Here is a 17,520-nt window from a genome sequence, read left to right on the forward strand (position 1 = left end):
CCGTTGCCGGAGCATCTGCCGGGCCGACAGGCCGTGGCCGCCCTGCACAGCCGCTGGGCAGCCGAAGAGGCAGCGCTGCGGCAGGTGGTGCCGGAGTTCTCGCTGAAAGCGGAGCTGCAGCACCCGGAGATGCGCCGTCTGATGCAGCTGCCGGGAATGCGGATGGCGGACGCCTACCGTCTGGCCCACTACGAGGACGCGCTGCGCCAGACCGCCCACGCCGTGGAGCAGGGCGTCGTGGAGCGCATCCGGCAGCGGGCGTCCCGCCCGGCAGAGAACGGCACCCGCCCCGGCAGCGCTGCCGTGACCGGGGCAGATGTTTCCCGCATGACCCGCGCCCAGCGGGAAGCGCTGGAACGCAAGGCCCTCCATGGGGAAGTCATCACGTTCTGAACGCAGCTCCTCTGGCAGGGGAGCGCGAATCGAAGAAGTCCGTATGTTACACCGCAAGAAAGAAAGGAAAACCGTATGAACGACACTGCAATGAAGTTCGACCTCCAGCTGTTCGCCGACCCTTCCGCCGCGCTGAACAATACCTCCGGCACCATGACCGCCGAGATGAAGACCTTCTATGAGAAGCGCCTCATCGACCAGGCCGAGCCGCGCCTCGTCCACGACCAGTTTGCGGATTACTACCCGGTGCCCCAGAACGGCGGCAAGACCATCGAGTTCCGCAAGTACGACAGCCTGCCCAAGGCCACCACCCCGCTGACCGAGGGTGTGACCCCCAACGGCCAGACCCTGAACGTGACCACCATCACCAGCGACCTGCACCAGTACGGCGGCTGGACCCCGCTGACCGATGTGCTGCAGATGACCGCCATCGACAACAACGTCGTGCAGGCCACCCGTGTGCTGGCCAGCCAGGCGGGCCGCACCATGGACAGCATCACCCGCGATGTGCTGGCGGGCGGCACCAACGTTCTTTACGCGCCCAAGCAGAGTACCGACGGCACCGAGACGGCCGTGACCAGCCGCGCCGGTCTGGACAAGACCTGCACCCTGACCCCGAAGCTGTTCTTCCAGGCGGCAGCCCAGCTGGGCGCGATGAACGCCGACCCCATCGGTGACAGCTACATCGCCATCATCCACCCCTATGCCGCCTACGACCTGAAGACCAGCCGGGAGTTCATCGAGGTGCATAAGTACGCCGACCCGGAGGCCATGTTCCGCGGCGAGATCGGCAAGCTGGGCAACATCCGCTTCATCGAGACCAGCGAGGCCAAGATCTGGAAGGACGCCACCTGCCCGGCCGGTCTGGCCGTGTTTGGCACGCTGGTGCTGGGTGCCCACGCCTATGGCGTCACCGAGCTGGAAGGCGGCGGTCTGGAGCACATCGTCAAGCAGCTGGGCTATGGCGACGATCCGCTGAACCAGCGCGCTTCCGTGGGCTGGAAGGGAATGCGCGCCGCCGAGCGTCTGGTGGAGCAGTACATGATCCGCATCGAGAGCGTGTCCAGCTACTCGGCCCATGCGGCGGCGAACTGACCCTCTCCTTTGGCGGGCTGGTTCTGGCCCTGCGGGACGAGAAAAACGCAAGACACAAAAACAGGCGGGCCCTGCGGACGGAGGGCAGAAAGGAGTTTCTATGAGCGAGAAAAAGGCAGTGCGCATCAAGCTGTTCAAGGACAACAGCCGCTATAAGGAGGACCTGTTCGTCAGCGTCAACGGCGTGAACTACAAGATCCGCCGGGGCGTGGAGGTGGAGGTCCCGCCCGAAGTGGCGGAGGTGCTGGAACACAGCCAGATGCAGGACGAGCGGACGGCTGCCCGCATCGCGGCAGCTGAAAACGCGGCCCAGTGACCTGAGAAAACAGCGGCCCGGCCGGGAACATCGCCCTGCCGGGCTTTTTTCAAAAACGAAAGGAGTTTTGCAATGACGGTAGAACAGGCATTGGCGCGCGCACGGGAGCTGCGGCCGGGGTGCAAGATCTCGGACGAGACCTGCCGCCGCTGGCTCTGCGAAGAAGATGCGCTGCTGCGCCAGCAGCTGTTTGAGAAGAGCGGGGCCGACGAATACGCCGCCGCAGGGGCCGACCTCGCGTGGAGCGGGGAGGCGCTGCCCGACGACACGGTGCTGCTGGCGCCGGTGCCCTTTGATGCGCTGTATCCGCACGTTCTGTGCGCCCGCATTGATGCGGCTCTGGGCGAGACCGACCGCTATGCCGGGGAGCAGGCTCAGTGCAGCGGCCTGCTGAGCGAACTGGCTGTCTGGCTGCGGCAGAAGCACCCGCCCCGCTGCCGGGCGCAGTGGCGCTGGTGAGGAGGTGGACGCGATGAGCGGAACGAGCCGTGCGGCGGCAGCGACCAGCCGCACCCTGCTGCGGGCCTTTGGCGGCCTGAACGAGACGTACAGCTGCAACGAGGCCGAGGCGGGCAGCAGCAAAAATTTCAGCAGCCGGGACTTCCCGGCGCTGAGCACCCGCATTCCCCGCCGCAGGCTGCGGAGCGTCGTGCAGATGAACGGCATCTACCACCTGAACGGTCTGCTGGTAGCGGCGGGGAAGAACCTCATCTACAACTCGGATGAGACCCCGCAGGAGGCCGAGTTTTTCTGGAATGCGGTGGCGGACAGCAAAAAGAAGATGGTGGGCATGGGCACCAAGGTCATCATCTTCCCGGACAAGATCGCCTTTGACACGCGGGACCGTTCGGTGACGAAGCTCGGCGCCGTGTGGGACAGCGGCGGTGCCGATGTGGTGCTGACCCCCTGCGATGCGTCCGGCAAGACCTATACCGTTTCCGGCAAGGGCACAAAGGAGCCGGAAAATCCGGCAGACGGGCAGCTGTTCCTCAAGGTGAACAACATCCAGAAGCCGTACAGCAGCGAGAGCGTGCTGGAAATCTACAACGAGGCTTCGGGCAACTGGTCGGCCATCGAGCTGAAGTGGTGCCGGATCGAGGCGGGCGGAATCGGGAAAGACTTTGCCGTCTGGGATACCGTGACGGTGAGCGGCGTGGAGGACGGCGATGACCTGCACTGGAAGGAGCTGAAAGGAGACCGCATCGTCACGGCGCGCGGCGACGACTGGGTGCAGGTGCAGGCCGAGCCGGGCGGCGATTATTTCTACGGGACCCTGACCAAGGGCCGGGAGATGCTCCGCTGGACCGGCATCGACGGCAAAGGCGCGACGATGGAAGGGAACACCGATGCCTTCCGGCTGGAACGCCGGGTGCCGGACCTGGACTATCTGACCGAGTGCGACAACCGGTTGTGGGGCTGTGCGCAGAATGAGAACGTCATCTACGGCTGCAAGCTGGGCGACCCTACCAACTGGTTCTCCTACCGCGGCATCGCAGAGGACAGCTATGCGGTCACGGTGGGCAGCGACGGGCCGTTTACCGGCGCGGCTACCTGCCTGGGGTCGGTGCTGTTCTTCAAGGAGAATGCTCTGCACAAGCTCTACGGCTTCAAGCCGTCGGATTTCCAGCTCAGTTCCCTGCGCTGCCGTGGGGTGGCCCGGAACGCGGCCGGCAGCCTCTGCGTGCTGAACGAGACACTTTACTATCTCTCGCCGGACGGTGTAATGGCCTGGGACGGGAGCATCCCCACCAAGGTGTCCGAAAAACTGAACACGGCCCGGCTCTCCAACGTGCAGACGGCGGTGGGCGGCGCGCTGGATGGCCGCTATTACCTCTATCTGGCGCGGGACAGCGGCCGGGAAGGAGACGCGCTCGAAGAGCGGCTCCTCGTCTACGACACCGAGCGGGGACTCTGGCAGGAGGAAGACGGCTGCTCCTACGCCATGGCCAGCACCGGCGGGCAGCTCTACCTCTGGGATGGGCACGACATCTGGGCCGCCGACCCCAGCCGTGAACGGGACTGGAAGACTACCGAGGGTGTGGAGGAGACGGTGGACTTTGAACTCATTACGGGTGCGTTCGGGATGGACGAGGCCGAGGACCGGTATCTCTCCCGGCTGACGCTCCAGATGGATGCCGTATGTGCCAGCACCGTGGAGCTGGCGATCTGCTACGACGACGGCCCCTGGGAGAAGCTGGCAGAATGGGCCGTGGCCGGGAAGCAGAAGCGGTTCGACCTGCACCTTGCGCCCCGCCGCTGCGGCATGTTCCGGCTGCGGCTGACCGGCAAAGGGCAGATCACTCTGCGCAGTCTGGCGCGCACCCTTGCGACGGCGCGGGGCAGACTTATGGAACAGGAGGCATGACAGGATGGCAAGCATTTCGGGCCTGAGCAAGCTGGGCCTGCCGAAGCTGAGTGAGAAGATGGACCCGGAGGATGCCCGCGCACTGCGGAACTACCTCTACCAGATGCAGGAGCAGCTGCAATACGTTCTGAGCAATCTGGACGTGGAGAACGTCTCGGACGAGCTGGGGGCCAAGCTGCGGAAACTGCAGTGAGAAAGGAGACTCTATGGCAAGCGACAAGAAAAAGAACTACTCCACCGAGGGGCTGAACAGCCGCCAGGAGGTGCAGGATGCACTGGCGTCGGCGGGGTATCAGCCCTCTGAGCAGGTGACGGAAGCGGAAGCGGCCCTGAAAGCGCAGCAGAGCGCTGCCCCCGGCGACTACCAGAGCCGGTATCAGGACCAGATCGACCGCACCCTGAACGACCTGAACGCGCGGAGAGCGTTCCACTACAACTACGCGCAGGACCCGCTGTATCAGCAGTATGCGCAGGCGTACACCCAGAACGCCCACAACGCCAGCGCCGATGCTGCCGCACAGGCTGCTGCGCTGACGGGCGGCTACGGCTCCAGCTATGCGGCCAGCGTGGCCCAGCAGGCCTACCAGCAGCAGATCGGGGCGTTGAATCAGGCCATCCCGACGCTGTATCAGCTGGCGCTGGACACCTACGACAGCGGCGGCGATGCGCTGGTCTCCCAGCTGGACCAGCTCAACACGCAGGAGCAGAATGCGCAGGGGCTGTATCAGCAGAAACTTTCGGACTATTACACCCGGCTGGAACAGCTGGGCAACGCCTACAACACGGCCTATCAGCAGGACTACGGCCAGTATCAGGACTACCTGAGCCGTCTGGACACCCTGTATGGCAACTACGCCGCGCAGGAGCAGGAGGCCGCTGCCCGGAAGCAGCAGCGGTTCAACAATGCGGTCGCGGTGCTGGGTCTCATCGGCGACGCGGTGCAGATCGCGCTCTCCGGTACCACGGGCCTCGGCTCGCTGGCGGGGTCGCTCGTGAACACAGGGTACAACATCTACGCGAACAACCGTGCCTATGAGGCAGACCGTGCGGATACGGCCTGGAACCAGCAGATGCAGGAAAAGCAGGTCCAGAACGCGCAGGCGCAGCAGAAGTACGACAACGACTTTGCGCAGCAGCAGTATCAGGACAAGCTCCGCCAGCAGCAGTTCAATAATCAGGTGACCAGCGAAAAGCTGAACATTGCCAAGGGCGAATGGGCTCTCAAGCAGTCCAAGGCGGCCCAGCAGGCCCAGAAAGCCAGCGCGGCAGCGGCCCAGAAAGCGGCAGCAGCGGGGGCTTCGGGCACGTCGGCTTCGGGCAGCGGGAACCTGAACGTGGGCAAGAGCGGTGTGCTGGGCAGCACGGCGGTGCCCTACACCGCCGCCCGCCTGCGCAGCCAGGGCCGGAGCGATGCCGCCATCCGGACGGAGCTGCTGAAGGAAGGCTACAGCAGCAAAGAAGTCGGGGAGATCATGAAACAGCTCAACAGCTGAAAAAAACCAGCCGCAGCGCAGAAGTGGGGGCTTCTGTGCTGCGGCTGGGGTCGTTTTGGAACGGTGGAAGCAGAGAAACGCGGGGCCGTGCTGTTCGAGTCCCACAAAGCGACCAACGTGGGGCCACGGTAGACATTCCTAATGGTCTAGGACCCGCGGGCTAAGCGACAGCCCGCAGGGCTGATCGCTTACGGTGCTTACGCACCGCCGCCCTGTTCGAGTCCCACAGAGAAACAGGAAAGAAAAAAGACCAAGAATCATTTGATTCTTGGTCTTTTTGATGAGAGGGTGCCTTGTGGGACTCGAACCCACGGTCTCCAGATCCACAATCTGGCGCGTTAACCGACTACGCTAAAGGCACCACATAATGCGCCCGAAGGGACTCGAACCCCCGGCCCACTGCTTAGAAGGCAGTTGCTCTATCCACCTGAGCTACGGGCGCACGTTGTTATCCCATTGGGTTCCTTATCTTGGGCAGGCCACCGTCGGAGGCGGGCTGCGAGAAATATAATACCATACCCATCGGGTTCTGTCAAGCAAAAAAGTGGATTTTTTTGAAATTTTTCGGCCGGATGGGTCGAGCAACTCTCAGAGCAGCCGCATTCCGACGATGCCAAGCGAAAAACCAAGCAGGGCACCGGCGATGACATCACGTGGGAAATGCACCCCGGCCAGCACCCGCAGCACACAGATGGCCACGGTGACAGCGACCATGACGCCGCCGACCGCCGGATAAAAAGAGAGCCACACGGCCGCCAGCACGGCCGCACTCAGCGCGTGGCGGGAAGGGAAGGACTGGCCGTGGGTCTCCTTTTCCACCAGCGGGGTGAAGCCGGGCTGCTCATACGGGCGGGGAAAGTTGAGCTTTTTGCGCAGCAGGGTGCCGCCCAGAAAAACGAACCCCGGCACCAGAATGGCGCGGGCGATGCACTGCATAAAATCGAGGGCGGTCTGGTCCAGCCCGCCCCGCAGCAGCCGGAACAACTGAAGGTTCAGCAGCACCAGCAGCACCGGGTAGCAGACGAACGGCACCGCCGGGAGCCAGTGGTTCAGCAGGATGACGAGGCGCTTTGCCGCCGGGTGGGTGTTCAGCCAGTGCAGGATCTTCTGATAGCGTTCCGGTGTCATGGTGCAGGCCTCCCTTGGTCAGAAACAGGTGTCGAGATATTCTTCCATATCGAACGGCTCCGGGGTGGAATCCTTGCGCAGGTAGAGCGGGTGGTGGGGGTGGCCCTTCTTGCTCCGTTTGCCGAAGGTGACCCACGGGATCTCCCGCTCACGGGTCAGGGCCACCATCTCCCGCATCAGGCCGGGCAGGTAATCCCGCTTTTCGATCAGGGTGCCCCAGGCCGCCCACATGGTCGGCTCGGTCTCGGCCAGCACGGCCCGGAGCCAGCGCAGGTTCTCGTCGCAGAGGGCGCGGTCGGGGACCTTGTCCATGTCGTTGGGGTCGGTGGCACGCTGGGGGTAGACGTTGAACATGATCCAGCTGTCGAAGCCGTTGGCATTGGCCAGCCGTTCCACGCTTTTCAGGGTGGGGTCCAGTGCGCCGGGCTGCGCGGTGCTGGGGTTGATGCCGATGCAGACCAGCGGGTGTCTGCCCACCCGGCCCAGCACATAGCGGTAGGGCAGGTAGGTGTGTGGCTCATAATACCAGATGCCGCCGGGGTATTCGCCTGCTTCCAGACGGGGAAGCTGTTCCGTTTGCATAGTCGTTACCTCTCAAAATACGCTCTTCTTTTCTATCGTACCTGAAAATTTGACTGAAATCAACTCCTTCGGGGGAGAAAATCTCCCACAAATCCAAATTTCATGGTATACTGTGCTTGGAGCCGTGTATGCTCCAAAGAGTGGAAGAAACCCTTCATTTCCCTGGAAGGAGTCTTGCTATGATAGAAGATTACAGAAATGCGCTGCGTGCGGGCCAGCGTGCTTACCGTGCCTGCGTCGCGCGGGGGCAGTCGCCTTATCTGAAAGTCCTGGATGAGATCCTGAACGGTGTGGACATCGTGGCGCAGGAGCCGCTGGGGCTGGTGGACATCCCCGCCGAGAGCATCGTGGGCACCAAGACCAGCGGCCGCCACACGGCGTTTGCCGCCAACTTCATGCCCCTGCTGGATGATGACACCGAGTTCGCCGTCAAGTGGTCGAACCTCTGCGATGCCCATCTGGAAGAGGGCATCCATACCCCCATCATCGCCTACGAATACCTGAACCGGTTCTATGTGCAGGAGGGCAACAAGCGGGTGTCCGTCCTCAAATATTATGAGGCTGTCACCGTCCCCGGCACCGTGACCCGGCTCATCCCGGCCCGGAACGATACGCTGGAAAATAAGATCTACTACGAATTTCTCGATTTTTACAAGCTGTCCAAGGTGAACAACGTGCGCTTCTCCAAACTGGGCGGCTATGCAAAATTGCAAACCCTGGTCTGCAAGGCGTCGGGCGAAGCCTGGACGGACGACGACCGGCTGAATTTTTCGTCGCTCTACACCATGTTCAGCCAGCAGTTCTATGCGCTGGGTGGTTCGGCGCTGGACCTGACGCCGGGTGACGCCCTGCTGGTCTACCTTTCGGTCTACCGCTATTCGGACGCCTGCCAGTCCACCCCGGCACAGGTGCGGGAGAACCTCTCCAAGCTGTGGGATGAGATCAGGATCCTGACCGAGCCCCATGCGGTAACGCTCTCGCTGGAGCCGAACTCCGCCAGCGAGCCGCTGCTGAGCAAACTGAACATCTTCAGCCAGAAGCCCAGCCAGCTCAAGGTGGTCTTCCTGCACGAATACGACGCCAAAACGAGCGCCTGGGTGCGCGGCCACGAAAAGGGCATCGAGGCCCTCAAGGCGGAATTTGGCGACCGGCTCGTCATCACCAACCGGGAAAACGTGTCCCCGGAGGTGGATGCGGAACAGATCCTGGAAGAAGTGGCCCACGACAATGCGGATGTGGTGTTCACCACCAGCATCCGGATGCGGCCTGCCTGCCTGAAGGTGGCAGCCCAGCACCCGAAGACCAAAATCCTGAACTGCTGCCTGAACACCCCGCACCCGCTGGTGCGCACCTACTACCCGCGCACCTATGAAGTGAACTACCTGCTGGGTATGCTGGCGGGCATCCTCTCCAAGACAGACCGGGTGGGCTATGTGGCCGCGAACCCGGTATACGGCACCCCGGCGGCGGTCAACGCCTTTGCGCGCGGGATGCGGGCCGTCCGGCCGGACGGCCATGTGGTGCTCCGCTGGGCCTGTGTGCCGGTGGGGGGCCAGCCGCTGGATTTCTCCGACCGGGAGGACATCACCCTGCTCTACGCCCGCAGCAGCAATGAACCGGCGGACAGCGACCGCGACTTCGGCCTCTGCCGCCGCCTGCCGGACGGCAGCCTGAAGCCGGTGGCGCTGCCGGTGTGGAAGTGGGAGACTTTCTACATCGGCATCATCCGTTCAATCTTCAATGGCACCTGGGGCAGCGAGGCCAGCGGCAAGGCAGTCAACTACTGGTGGGGCCTGCAGAGCGATGCCGAGCGGGTGGACTATTATGAAGAGCTGGCCGGCGGCACCCGCCAGCTGCTGAACATCATCGAGGAGAACCTGCGCAAGCATGAGCTGGCCATCTTCCCGTCGGGCGGGCTGTATGCGCAGGGGCATGTGAAAATGGTGCCGCAGGGGGATACCTACACGCCCAAAGAGCTGATGGAAATGGACTGGCTGGGCGAATGCGTGGAAGGCGCACTGCCGCTCTACGAGGACCTCAACGTCAAAACGCGCGGCCTGATGGAGATCAATGGTCTGGGCAGCCTGAAAGGGATGCCGCTGTAACGAGCAAAAAATTCAACAGAACGGAGCATTGCGGACGTGAAGATACTTGCGATTTCGGATACCCCCTCCAAAGCACTGTGGGATTACTGCACACGGGAGCGGCTGCAGGGGATCGACCTGATCCTTTCCTGTGGCGACCTGCCCAAGAAATACCTGGAATATCTGACGAATTTTACCTCGGCCCCGATCTTGTATGTGCACGGCAACCATGACGGCAGCTACCGCCACGATGAGCCGGGCGGCTGCATCTGCGTGGACGATGAGGTCTACGTCTGGAAAGGGCTGCGCATCATGGGGCTGGGCGGCTGCATCCGCTACAACCGGGACGAGGATGCCTACCAGTACACCGAGCGGGAGATGCGCCGCCGGGTGCGGAAGCTCTGGTTCAAGGCCCACCACGCGGGCGGCATCGACCTGCTGCTGACCCATGCCCCGGCAGGCGGCCTGAACGATGGCTTTGACAAGGCCCACAAGGGGTTCGACTGCTTCAACGACCTGCTGGAAGAGTACCAGCCCAGGTGGTTCGTGCACGGCCATATCCACCTGAATTATGATGCAAAGCTGCCCCGCGTTTGCAGCCGCGGCCGCACGACGGTCATCAATGCGACCGAGCGGTATGAGTTCGAGATCCCGGACCCGGACCCGCAGGCCCGGCACAAATTTTTCTGGAAAAATCCCGCCTTCCCGACGGAAGAATGAAAAAGGAGAAGCCCCATGGAACAAACAGAACAACTGGCCCGCCTTGACGCATTGCAAAAGAAACTCTACGCCTATGCCTGCGCGGAGAATTCCCTCTATCTGGACGCCGTGACGGTGGCCCCGAAGAACACCGCCGAGGGCCGGGGCGTGGCTCTCGGCATCCTGGCCGGAGAGCACCAGAAACTGTTGACCGACCCGGAGACGAAGCGCCTGCTGGACGAACTGGCTGCGGCGTCCGGCTCGCTCGATGCTCTCCACAAGCGCGAGGTGGAGCTGCTGCGCCGCGAGAGCGGGAAACTGGCTCGCATCCCGGCGGACGAGTATATGGCCTACACCGAGCTGACCAACCGCGCCAGCGATGTCTGGCACAAGGCCAAGGAGAACGATGATTTTGCTTCGTTCTGCCCCGTTTTGCAGGAGCTTGTGGATTACAACCGGAAATTTGCGGGCTACTACGATGCAGCCAAGGCTCCCTACGACGCCTTGCTGAACGAGTATGAGCGCGGGGTGGACACCCGGCAGCTGGACGCCTTCTTTGAGACGCTGCGGGATGGCATCGTGCCGCTTGTCCGGGCCATCGGCGAGAAGCCCCCGGTCGATGACAGCTTCCTGCATCTGGAATATCCGGTGGAGCAACAGAAGGCCTTTGCCGACTACATCATGGAGGTCATGGGCATCGACCGCGGCCACTGCGGCCTTGGCGAGACCGAGCATCCCTTCACGCTGGAGTTCAACAACAAGGATGTCCGCATCACCACCCATTACGACCTGCACAACGTGGCCTCGTCGATGTACTCCGTCCTCCACGAGGGCGGCCATGCGCTGTACGAGCTGGGTATCCGGGACGACTTGCAGTATACTTGCCTGGCCGGCGGTGTCAGCATGGGCGTCCACGAGAGCCAGTCCCGCTTTTACGAGAACCTCATCGGTCGTTCCCGCGCGTTCCTTGAGGCCATCTACCCCAGGGTGCAGGCGTTCTTCCCGGAGCAGCTGGGCGGGGTGAGTGCTGAGCAGTTCTACCGGGCCGTGAACAAGGTGGAGCCGAGCCTCATCCGCACCGAGTCGGACGAGCTGACCTACTGCCTGCACGTCATGGTGCGGTACGAGATCGAAAAACAGCTCATCGGCGGTACGCTGCGGGCAGAGAAAGTCCCGGCCGAATGGGCCCGCCTGTATCGGGAATATCTGGGCGTGGAGGTCCCAAATGACCGGGAGGGCTGCCTGCAGGACAGCCACTGGTCCGGCGGCTCCTTCGGCTACTTCCCGTCGTATGCGCTGGGCAATGCCTACGGCGCGCAGATGCTCCGCAGGATGGAGCAGGCGTTCGATGTGTTCGGGCAGGTGGCAAAGGGCGACCTCTCCGGCGTGACCGGCTGGCTGCGGGAGCATGTGCACCAGTACGGCCAGCTGCTGGAACCGGCCGACGTGGTCCGGAATGCCTGCGGCACCCTTGACCCGCAGATGTACCTCGATTACCTGACCCGAAAATACACAGAGCTGTACGCGCTGTAAGCTGTAAAGAACAAACACAAAAGCGGCACCGGATGCAGTTCCGATGCCGCTTTGTTGTTTCACAGTGGAGCCATCACAGTTGTGGGAACGGATGGGACACAGCCGCTCAGAGAGGGAGCTTGCCGCTGACTTTGTTCACGACGTAGTAAGCAGCTTCCTCTTCGGGCTTGATATACACCTTGCAGGACTGGACGCCGACCTTGTGGGTCAGGCGGTAATCGGCCTTGGCACGGTCTACCAGGTCGGTGATGTTGTACTGTTTGCCGCCGTGCTCAACGTAGACTTCCGGTGCCAGCGGCGGACGGCCGCGATGCGCCGTTTTGCCGGTCTTGGCAGTGGTTTTGGCGGCCTTGTCCGCTTTGGCCGTCTTACGCGCAGTCTTTTCCACAGCAGGAGCGTCTGCGGCGGTGGAGACAACGTTTTTTTTCTCAGACATGGATTCAACCTTCTTTCTCAAAAATATCTGCGCTGTATACAGCGCTGGAGGACCCCAATGAAAAGAATCGATTTCAAACGGTCACATACAATTATATAATAGTGACTTCGGAATCATTTGTAAAGAGGTTTTTCGAAAATAGGTCTGATTTCAGCAAGAATCTGCGTAAGAATCTGAAAAAGAATTACTCTTTGCATAGCTCTTCGGCACGGCGGACGATGGGGGAAAGCAGCGAAGAATCCCAATCTTCCGCAAGGACAAATAGATCGTCACAGATCTCCTTCCGGATGCGGTCGGTGCTGCGCCGCTGGGCAAGTGTGAACAGCGCAGCCAGGAGCCGCAGCTTCAGGGTGCGAAGCTCCTCCGGTGCATCCCACAGCCGGGCCAGGTCGTAGTTGTCGGTGTTGCCGCAGCGCATGGTGCAGGTGGCGCAGTTGGGCGCGACCCGGTGCTTCTCGGTCTCGACGATGTCCTGCATCCGGTGCAGAGCGTCCTCGGCGGCATCAGCCCTGGCCGCCTGCCGCAGTCCGGCGGCCAGAACGTGGTCGGTGTCTTCGGTCTTCGGTTCATTGACGGTGGCGCGCGCCAGACCAATCAGCGCGCCCAGCAAACGGTCCCGCTGGCGCTGTGCAGCCGTCGCAGGAGCAGAAAGCAGTGAATCCATAGATCCTCCTTTTGATCGGGGAATTCTCCCCGGAATGGTGCATTCAGTATACACGAAAAACCCGAAGCTGACCAGAGATCGGACCGTTTTGGAAAAAATATTTTTCCGGCTTGATTTTGCGGCAAAAATAGATTATAATATTACTGTTCTGTATGGAATCAGCCGGTGTGTCGGAATGGCAGACGAGGGGGACTCAAAATCCCTTGTGCTAATAACACGTGTGGGTTCGACCCCCACCACCGGCATAAAAAGGAAGCCCTCCAGCTTGTCTGGGGGGCTTTCTTTTTATCTGCGGCGTGTGAGCGGGTCGAACAGCACGACCCTGCACAGCAGGGGAGCAATCAGCCCTGCGGGCTGTTGCTCAGTGCGCGGGAGACCCCCACCACCGGCATTGCAAGCAGCTCGAAATCGAAGGGTTTTGGGTTGCTTTTCTTTTTCTGCTCAGTTTCTTATACTTTGGTGTGTTCTGGGAAGATGCGGAATCATTTTCAGTTGTTGACCCGCTGACAGCCTGGCACATTGCCTGCAAGTACCGGCTCCCTTGCGAAAACCGGCGCTTTTTTGCGGTTGCACTTTCCCCGGAAGATTATTATACTTATAAAAAAGGCCGGATGCTGCAAGGACAGGAGGAAAAGCGTATGGCACGGAACAAAACCGCGCAGGGCGGTATATCCCTGCGCTGCAAGGTCACGGCATGGCTTGCCGCGATTTTGCTGGTCACCATGCTTTCCACTGGCATTGCTACCATGGCAGGTCAGTGGACGGTACGCTCCTTTGATATGCTGCTGGCCGACAATGCCGTCTGCTACACGGTACAAAACGCCCTCAAGGACGAAGCACAGGCCTTTGCACGCTATGTGCGTCAGCCTACTTCTGAAACGGAGCAGGCCTATGCCGCTGCCTGTGCTGCTGCCGAGCAGAGCCTTGCGGCCCTGCCCTTCGATTACGTCCGCATCGGTGAAGAGCGCTATGCCCGTACATGGAACCTTTTGCAAGGGTATGCGGGCTATCGGCAGGAGCGGGATGCCTTTTTGCAGCTTTCGCCCTCGGCAGATACCTACATTGAACAGATGTACCATGTGATGGCGCTGCAAGACTACCTTGCCGAGTATGCGCTGCGGCTGACGCAGGCCACGCTGGAGCAGGAAAACACCCTTTACAGCAGCACAGCGACCCGCCTCCGGCATCTGCCGTGGCTGTATCTGGGGCTATTCCTGACGGCAGCCGCGCTGATGCTGCTGCTCATCCGGGTGCTGAGCCGCGCGGTGGTGCGTCCGCTGCTGCGGTTGGCACAGGCCTCCCGCAGCATTGCCGAGGGGGATCTTTCAAGCCCGGATCTTCCGGTGAAAAGCAACGACGAAGTGGGGCGGCTGACGGGAACCTTTAACCAGATGAAGCACGCCATGGCGCAGCAACTGACCACGCAGCAGGCCTTGCACCGAGAAGAGGTGCGGAACCTTGCACTGGAAAAAGATCTGGAGCACACCCGGCTGGAGGTGCTTAAAAGTCAGGTGAATCCGCATTTTCTGTTCAACACCCTGAACATGATCTCCTGCATGGCGCGGCTGGAGGATGCTTCCACCACCGACCAGATGATCGTGCATCTGGGCAATTTGTTCCGGCACAATCTGCGCACTAAGCGCCAGCAGATCACGCTGGAGGAGGAACTGGACGGGCTGGAGGACTACATTTATTTGCAGCAAATGCGGTTCGACGGACGCATTACCGTAGAGAAAAGCATTCAGGTGCAGCCTGCGGCGGTTTTGGTGCCGTCCTTTATGCTGCAGCCGGTGGTGGAAAACGCTTACTCGCACGGACTCAAGTCCCGCGAGGAAGGCGGACGCATCCTGCTGCGGGCATGGATGCAGGACAAGGTGCTGGTGCTCACGGTCGCGGACAACGGCAATGGGATGACCCCAGAGGAACTGGACGCCGTGCAGGCAAAAATTGCCCAGAGCGAGCAGACCGGACGCAGCATTGGCCTAGGCAATATTTCCCGCCGTATCGGGATGCTGTATCCGGGCGGAAAAATGCAGATATACAGCCGCGCAGACTGCGGTACTGTGGTGCGGTTTGAGCTCCCGCAGACGCAGCAACCGGAAGAAAAGGAGGAGACGCTCTCGTGAAGTGCAAATTGCTGGTGGCAGAGGATGAATTGATCGAGCGCAAGGTGCTATGTCGGACTTTGCAGAAGTATCTGGGAGATCTGATCTGCCTGTATGAAGCAAAAAACGGCAGAGAGGCTCTGGAAATTTTTGCCCGCGAAGCGCCGCAGGTGGCGGTGCTGGACATTGAAATGCCGGGTCTCACCGGGCTGGAGGTGGCGCGCAAGATCCGAGAAACAGACAGAAATTGCGCCATCCTGTTTCTGACCGGCTTTGATAAGTTCGACTATGCACGGCAGGCGATCTCTGTACGGGCGATGGACTATCTGCTCAAGCCTTACAACGAGCAGGAACTGGTATTCGCGGTGGAGGATGCCATCCGGCAGGTGTCGGTGCCGCTGCCTGCCCGCCCGGCACAGCCCCCTGCGCCTGAACAGCCTGTCCGCCGGGAAGAGGACGAGGATATGCGTACCGCCATCATCCGTGCCGAGATCAGCCGCTTCATCGACGCCCACTATCGGGAGGATATCTCCATGCAGGATGCCGCCGCTGCGCTGCGCTACTCGGACGCCTACTTCTGCAAGCTGTTCAAGCAGTGCTTTAAGGTAAACTTCTCGGCCTACCTGAACGAATACCGGGTGAACAAGGCGCGCCAGCTGATTTTGGACCCGCGCCTGAGCCTGAAGGATATCGGCGCTGCTGTGGGTTACAGCGACGCCAACTATTTTACAAGGGTGTTCAAACGCCTGACCGGCCAGACCCCTTCGGAATACCGCGTAGCCGCAGCGGAAAAAGCGGCACAAGGATAAATCGAATCCAAAAGAAGCGCTCGTTCTTTCCTGCCTGTCAGCAGGAGAGGAACGGGAGCTTTTTGTTTTTGCCAGTTTTTTTCGTCCAAAAAACACAAAAATTGTACTTGGATACAACAAAGACAAAATCGTACTGCGTTTCACAAAATAATCCGGTTTCGCAAAAATGAACGAGTTGTTAAAATATAATCATAGAAAGAACGCGAAAAGAGAGGATGCCATTCATGAAGAGAAGAACGTTTCTGTCGCTGATGGGCGCAGCGGCACTGACCAGCAGCATGATGCTTACCGGCTGCGGTGCCGGCTCCGGTGACGACCGCAAGATCGTGCGCATCGGCCATGTGCAGTCCCAGACCCATCCGGATCATCTGGGGCTGGAAGCCTTTGCCAACTACATCAACGAGAAGCTGGGCGACAAGTACCGTGTGGAGGTGTACCCCAGCGAACTGCTGGGCTCCCAGACCGAAATGGTGCAGCTGACCCAGACTGGTGCCATCGACTTTGTGGTGGCGTCCACTGCCATCATGGAGACCTTCAGTGCCAAATACCAGATCTTCAACCTGCCTTACCTGTTCTCCAGCGTAGAAGCCTACCACGAGGCAATGGACGACCCCGAAGTGACAGACCCCATTTTCAAGACCACTTCCAAGGCCGGTCTGGAAACAGTGGCATGGCTGGATGCCGGCACCCGCAACTTCTACACCATCAAGACCCCCATCAACCAGCCCTCCGACCTGAAGGGTCTGAAGATCCGTGTGCAGCAGTCGCCCACCAACGTGGAAATGATGCGTCTGCTGGGTGGCACTGCTACGCCCATGGGCTTCGGTGATGTGTACACCGCACTGCAGGCCGGTATTCTGGATGGTGCCGAGAACAACGAGCTGGCTCTGACCGATAACGGTCACGGCGATATCTGCAAGTATTACTCCTACGATATGCACCAGATGGTGCCGGATCTGCTGGTGGCAAACTACGCCTTCCTGAACGAACTCAGTGACGAGGAGCGCGCAATCTTTGAAGAGGGCTTCCAGATCGTGAAGAGCACTGAGCAGGACGCCTGGGAGGATGCTGTGGCTGAGGCGAAAGATAAGGCCGAGAATGAGCAGCATGTCAACTTTATTTACCCGGACACTGCACCGTTTCAGGAGGCTATGGCCCCCCTGCACGATTCTGTGCTGGCAGCAAACCCGGAATTGCAGCCCATTTATGACCTGATCCAGCAGCACAACGCTGCCCATACTGCGGACTGAGGAGGAGCATCATGGAAAAACTGAGAAATACCCTGAACAAGGTGCTCAACCTGCTGGCAGGTCTGAGCATGACAGTCATGGTGGTGCTGACCACCTATCAGGTCATCGTGCGTTACATCTTCAACTCTCCCTCCACATGGTCGGAAGAGCTGGTGGGTTATCTGTTCGGCTGGAGCACCATGCTGGGTGCCACTATCGTCTCCGGCGAGCGCGGCCACATGAACATTCCCGTGCTGGTGGACCGGTTCAACCCCACCATGCGCAAGGCGTTCCACATCTTTGCTGAGGTCATCGCCTTCATCTTCTCTGCGACCATTCTGGTGTTCGGCGGTTTTCAGGTGTCCCAGCTGGCTATGGGACAGCAGACCTCCTCGCTGGGCGTTGCCGTGGGCGTGTTCTACTGGGTCATGCCCATCTGCGGCGTGATCATTCTGGTGTATTCCGTGCTGAACATTATCGGCATTGCAAACGGCTCCATCTGTCTGGATACCCCGGAGGATGCAGACTTTGCAAAGGTGGAAGCCGAAATGGCTGCCGATGCCGACAAGGAAAATAAGGAGGACTAAGC

At 60.6% G+C, this 17,520-nt stretch carries 17 protein-coding genes, 3 tRNA genes and 1 pseudogene; 15 read left to right on the top strand and 6 right to left on the bottom strand.

The annotated features are described in order from the left end of the window. From J3350_RS07325 to J3350_RS07355, 7 genes and pseudogenes are all read left to right on the top strand, one after another. Window positions 1-393 (top strand): annotated as a pseudogene (locus J3350_RS07325) (ribosomal-processing cysteine protease Prp); the annotation flags it as partial. Window positions 394-468: 75 nt separating this feature from the next. Next, complete coding sequence (locus J3350_RS07330) at window positions 469-1,488, top strand: N4-gp56 family major capsid protein (RefSeq protein ID WP_242700182.1); 1,020 nt, start codon at window positions 469-471, stop codon at window positions 1,486-1,488. A gap of 100 nt (window positions 1,489-1,588) precedes the next feature. Further along, window positions 1,589-1,804, top strand: a complete 216-nt coding sequence (locus J3350_RS07335) for a hypothetical protein (RefSeq protein WP_097791897.1) — start codon at window positions 1,589-1,591, stop codon at window positions 1,802-1,804. A gap of 72 nt (window positions 1,805-1,876) precedes the next feature. After that, window positions 1,877-2,263 carry a hypothetical protein gene (locus J3350_RS07340; RefSeq protein WP_207686174.1) on the top strand — a complete coding sequence of 129 codons (387 nt, stop codon included), beginning with the start codon at window positions 1,877-1,879 and terminating at the stop codon, window positions 2,261-2,263. 13 nt (window positions 2,264-2,276) lie between these two features. After that, the gene (locus tag J3350_RS07345) at window positions 2,277-4,169 is read left to right on the top strand and encodes a hypothetical protein (protein WP_207686175.1); all 1,893 of its coding nucleotides are present in this window, start codon (window positions 2,277-2,279) and stop codon (window positions 4,167-4,169) included. A 4-nt stretch (window positions 4,170-4,173) separates the two neighbouring features. After that, the gene (locus J3350_RS07350) at window positions 4,174-4,362 is read left to right on the top strand and encodes a hypothetical protein (protein ID WP_097791894.1); all 189 of its coding nucleotides are present in this window, start codon (window positions 4,174-4,176) and stop codon (window positions 4,360-4,362) included. Window positions 4,363-4,375: 13 nt separating this feature from the next. Beyond that, window positions 4,376-5,662, top strand: a complete 1,287-nt coding sequence (locus J3350_RS07355) for a cell envelope biogenesis protein TolA (protein WP_207686176.1) — start codon at window positions 4,376-4,378, stop codon at window positions 5,660-5,662. Between the two features lie 287 nt (window positions 5,663-5,949). Here the strand turns inward: J3350_RS07355 and J3350_RS07360 are convergent. From J3350_RS07360 to J3350_RS07375, 4 genes are all read right to left on the bottom strand, one after another. Further along, a tRNA-His gene (locus J3350_RS07360) sits at window positions 5,950-6,023 on the bottom strand. A 7-nt stretch (window positions 6,024-6,030) separates the two neighbouring features. Continuing rightward, a tRNA-Arg gene (locus J3350_RS07365) sits at window positions 6,031-6,104 on the bottom strand. Between the two features lie 146 nt (window positions 6,105-6,250). Continuing rightward, the gene (locus tag J3350_RS07370) at window positions 6,251-6,790 is read right to left on the bottom strand and encodes a phosphatase PAP2 family protein (RefSeq protein WP_207686177.1); all 540 of its coding nucleotides are present in this window, start codon (window positions 6,788-6,790) and stop codon (window positions 6,251-6,253) included. 18 nt (window positions 6,791-6,808) lie between these two features. Continuing rightward, on the bottom strand, window positions 6,809-7,372 hold the full coding sequence (locus tag J3350_RS07375; protein ID WP_207686178.1) for a DUF1643 domain-containing protein: 564 nt from the start codon (window positions 7,370-7,372) through the stop codon (window positions 6,809-6,811). A gap of 179 nt (window positions 7,373-7,551) precedes the next feature. Here J3350_RS07375 and J3350_RS07380 point away from each other — a divergent pair, with 179 nt between their 5' ends. Genes J3350_RS07380 through J3350_RS07390 form a run of 3 tightly spaced genes read left to right on the top strand, consistent with a single transcriptional unit; the run spans window position 7,552 to window position 11,688 of the window. Further along, entirely contained in the window at window positions 7,552-9,477 is a 1,926-nt protein-coding gene (locus tag J3350_RS07380) for a BMP family ABC transporter substrate-binding protein (RefSeq protein WP_207686179.1), read from the top strand. Between the two features lie 36 nt (window positions 9,478-9,513). After that, on the top strand, window positions 9,514-10,176 hold the full coding sequence (locus tag J3350_RS07385; RefSeq protein ID WP_207686180.1) for a metallophosphoesterase family protein: 663 nt from the start codon (window positions 9,514-9,516) through the stop codon (window positions 10,174-10,176). Between the two features lie 15 nt (window positions 10,177-10,191). Beyond that, window positions 10,192-11,688 carry a carboxypeptidase M32 gene (locus tag J3350_RS07390; protein WP_207686181.1) on the top strand — a complete coding sequence of 499 codons (1,497 nt, stop codon included), beginning with the start codon at window positions 10,192-10,194 and terminating at the stop codon, window positions 11,686-11,688. A gap of 106 nt (window positions 11,689-11,794) precedes the next feature. Here J3350_RS07390 and J3350_RS07395 read toward each other — a convergent pair whose 3' ends face one another. Both J3350_RS07395 and J3350_RS07400 read right to left on the bottom strand, forming a co-directional pair. Beyond that, window positions 11,795-12,124 (bottom strand): DUF6465 family protein, encoded by a 330-nt coding sequence (locus J3350_RS07395; protein WP_097793145.1) that lies wholly within the window; start codon window positions 12,122-12,124, stop codon window positions 11,795-11,797. A 184-nt stretch (window positions 12,125-12,308) separates the two neighbouring features. Further along, the gene (locus J3350_RS07400; protein WP_207686182.1) at window positions 12,309-12,788 is read right to left on the bottom strand and encodes a hypothetical protein; all 480 of its coding nucleotides are present in this window, start codon (window positions 12,786-12,788) and stop codon (window positions 12,309-12,311) included. 161 nt (window positions 12,789-12,949) lie between these two features. Here J3350_RS07400 and J3350_RS07405 point away from each other — a divergent pair. The 5 genes from J3350_RS07405 to J3350_RS07425 all read left to right on the top strand — a co-directional run bounded on the left by J3350_RS07405 (window position 12,950) and on the right by J3350_RS07425 (window position 17,518). Further along, a tRNA-Leu gene (locus J3350_RS07405) sits at window positions 12,950-13,033 on the top strand. Window positions 13,034-13,426: 393 nt separating this feature from the next. Further along, entirely contained in the window at window positions 13,427-14,914 is a 1,488-nt protein-coding gene (locus J3350_RS07410) for a sensor histidine kinase (protein WP_207686183.1), read from the top strand. Continuing rightward, the gene (locus J3350_RS07415) at window positions 14,911-15,702 is read left to right on the top strand and encodes a helix-turn-helix domain-containing protein (RefSeq protein ID WP_207686184.1); all 792 of its coding nucleotides are present in this window, start codon (window positions 14,911-14,913) and stop codon (window positions 15,700-15,702) included. Before J3350_RS07410 ends, J3350_RS07415 begins: the two co-directional genes overlap by 4 nt. Window positions 15,703-15,917: 215 nt before the next feature. After that, a complete protein-coding gene (locus J3350_RS07420) occupies window positions 15,918-16,952 on the top strand; it encodes a TRAP transporter substrate-binding protein (protein ID WP_207686185.1) in 1,035 nt (344 codons plus the stop codon). An 11-nt stretch (window positions 16,953-16,963) separates the two neighbouring features. Next, window positions 16,964-17,518, top strand: a complete 555-nt coding sequence (locus tag J3350_RS07425; protein WP_005939311.1) for a TRAP transporter small permease — start codon at window positions 16,964-16,966, stop codon at window positions 17,516-17,518. The last annotated feature ends 2 nt before the right edge of the window (window positions 17,519-17,520 follow it).

Origin of the sequence: Faecalibacterium sp. Marseille-Q3530, from assembly GCF_017377625.1 — a bacterium.
Lineage (GTDB): Bacteria > Bacillota > Clostridia > Oscillospirales > Ruminococcaceae > Faecalibacterium > Faecalibacterium prausnitzii_E.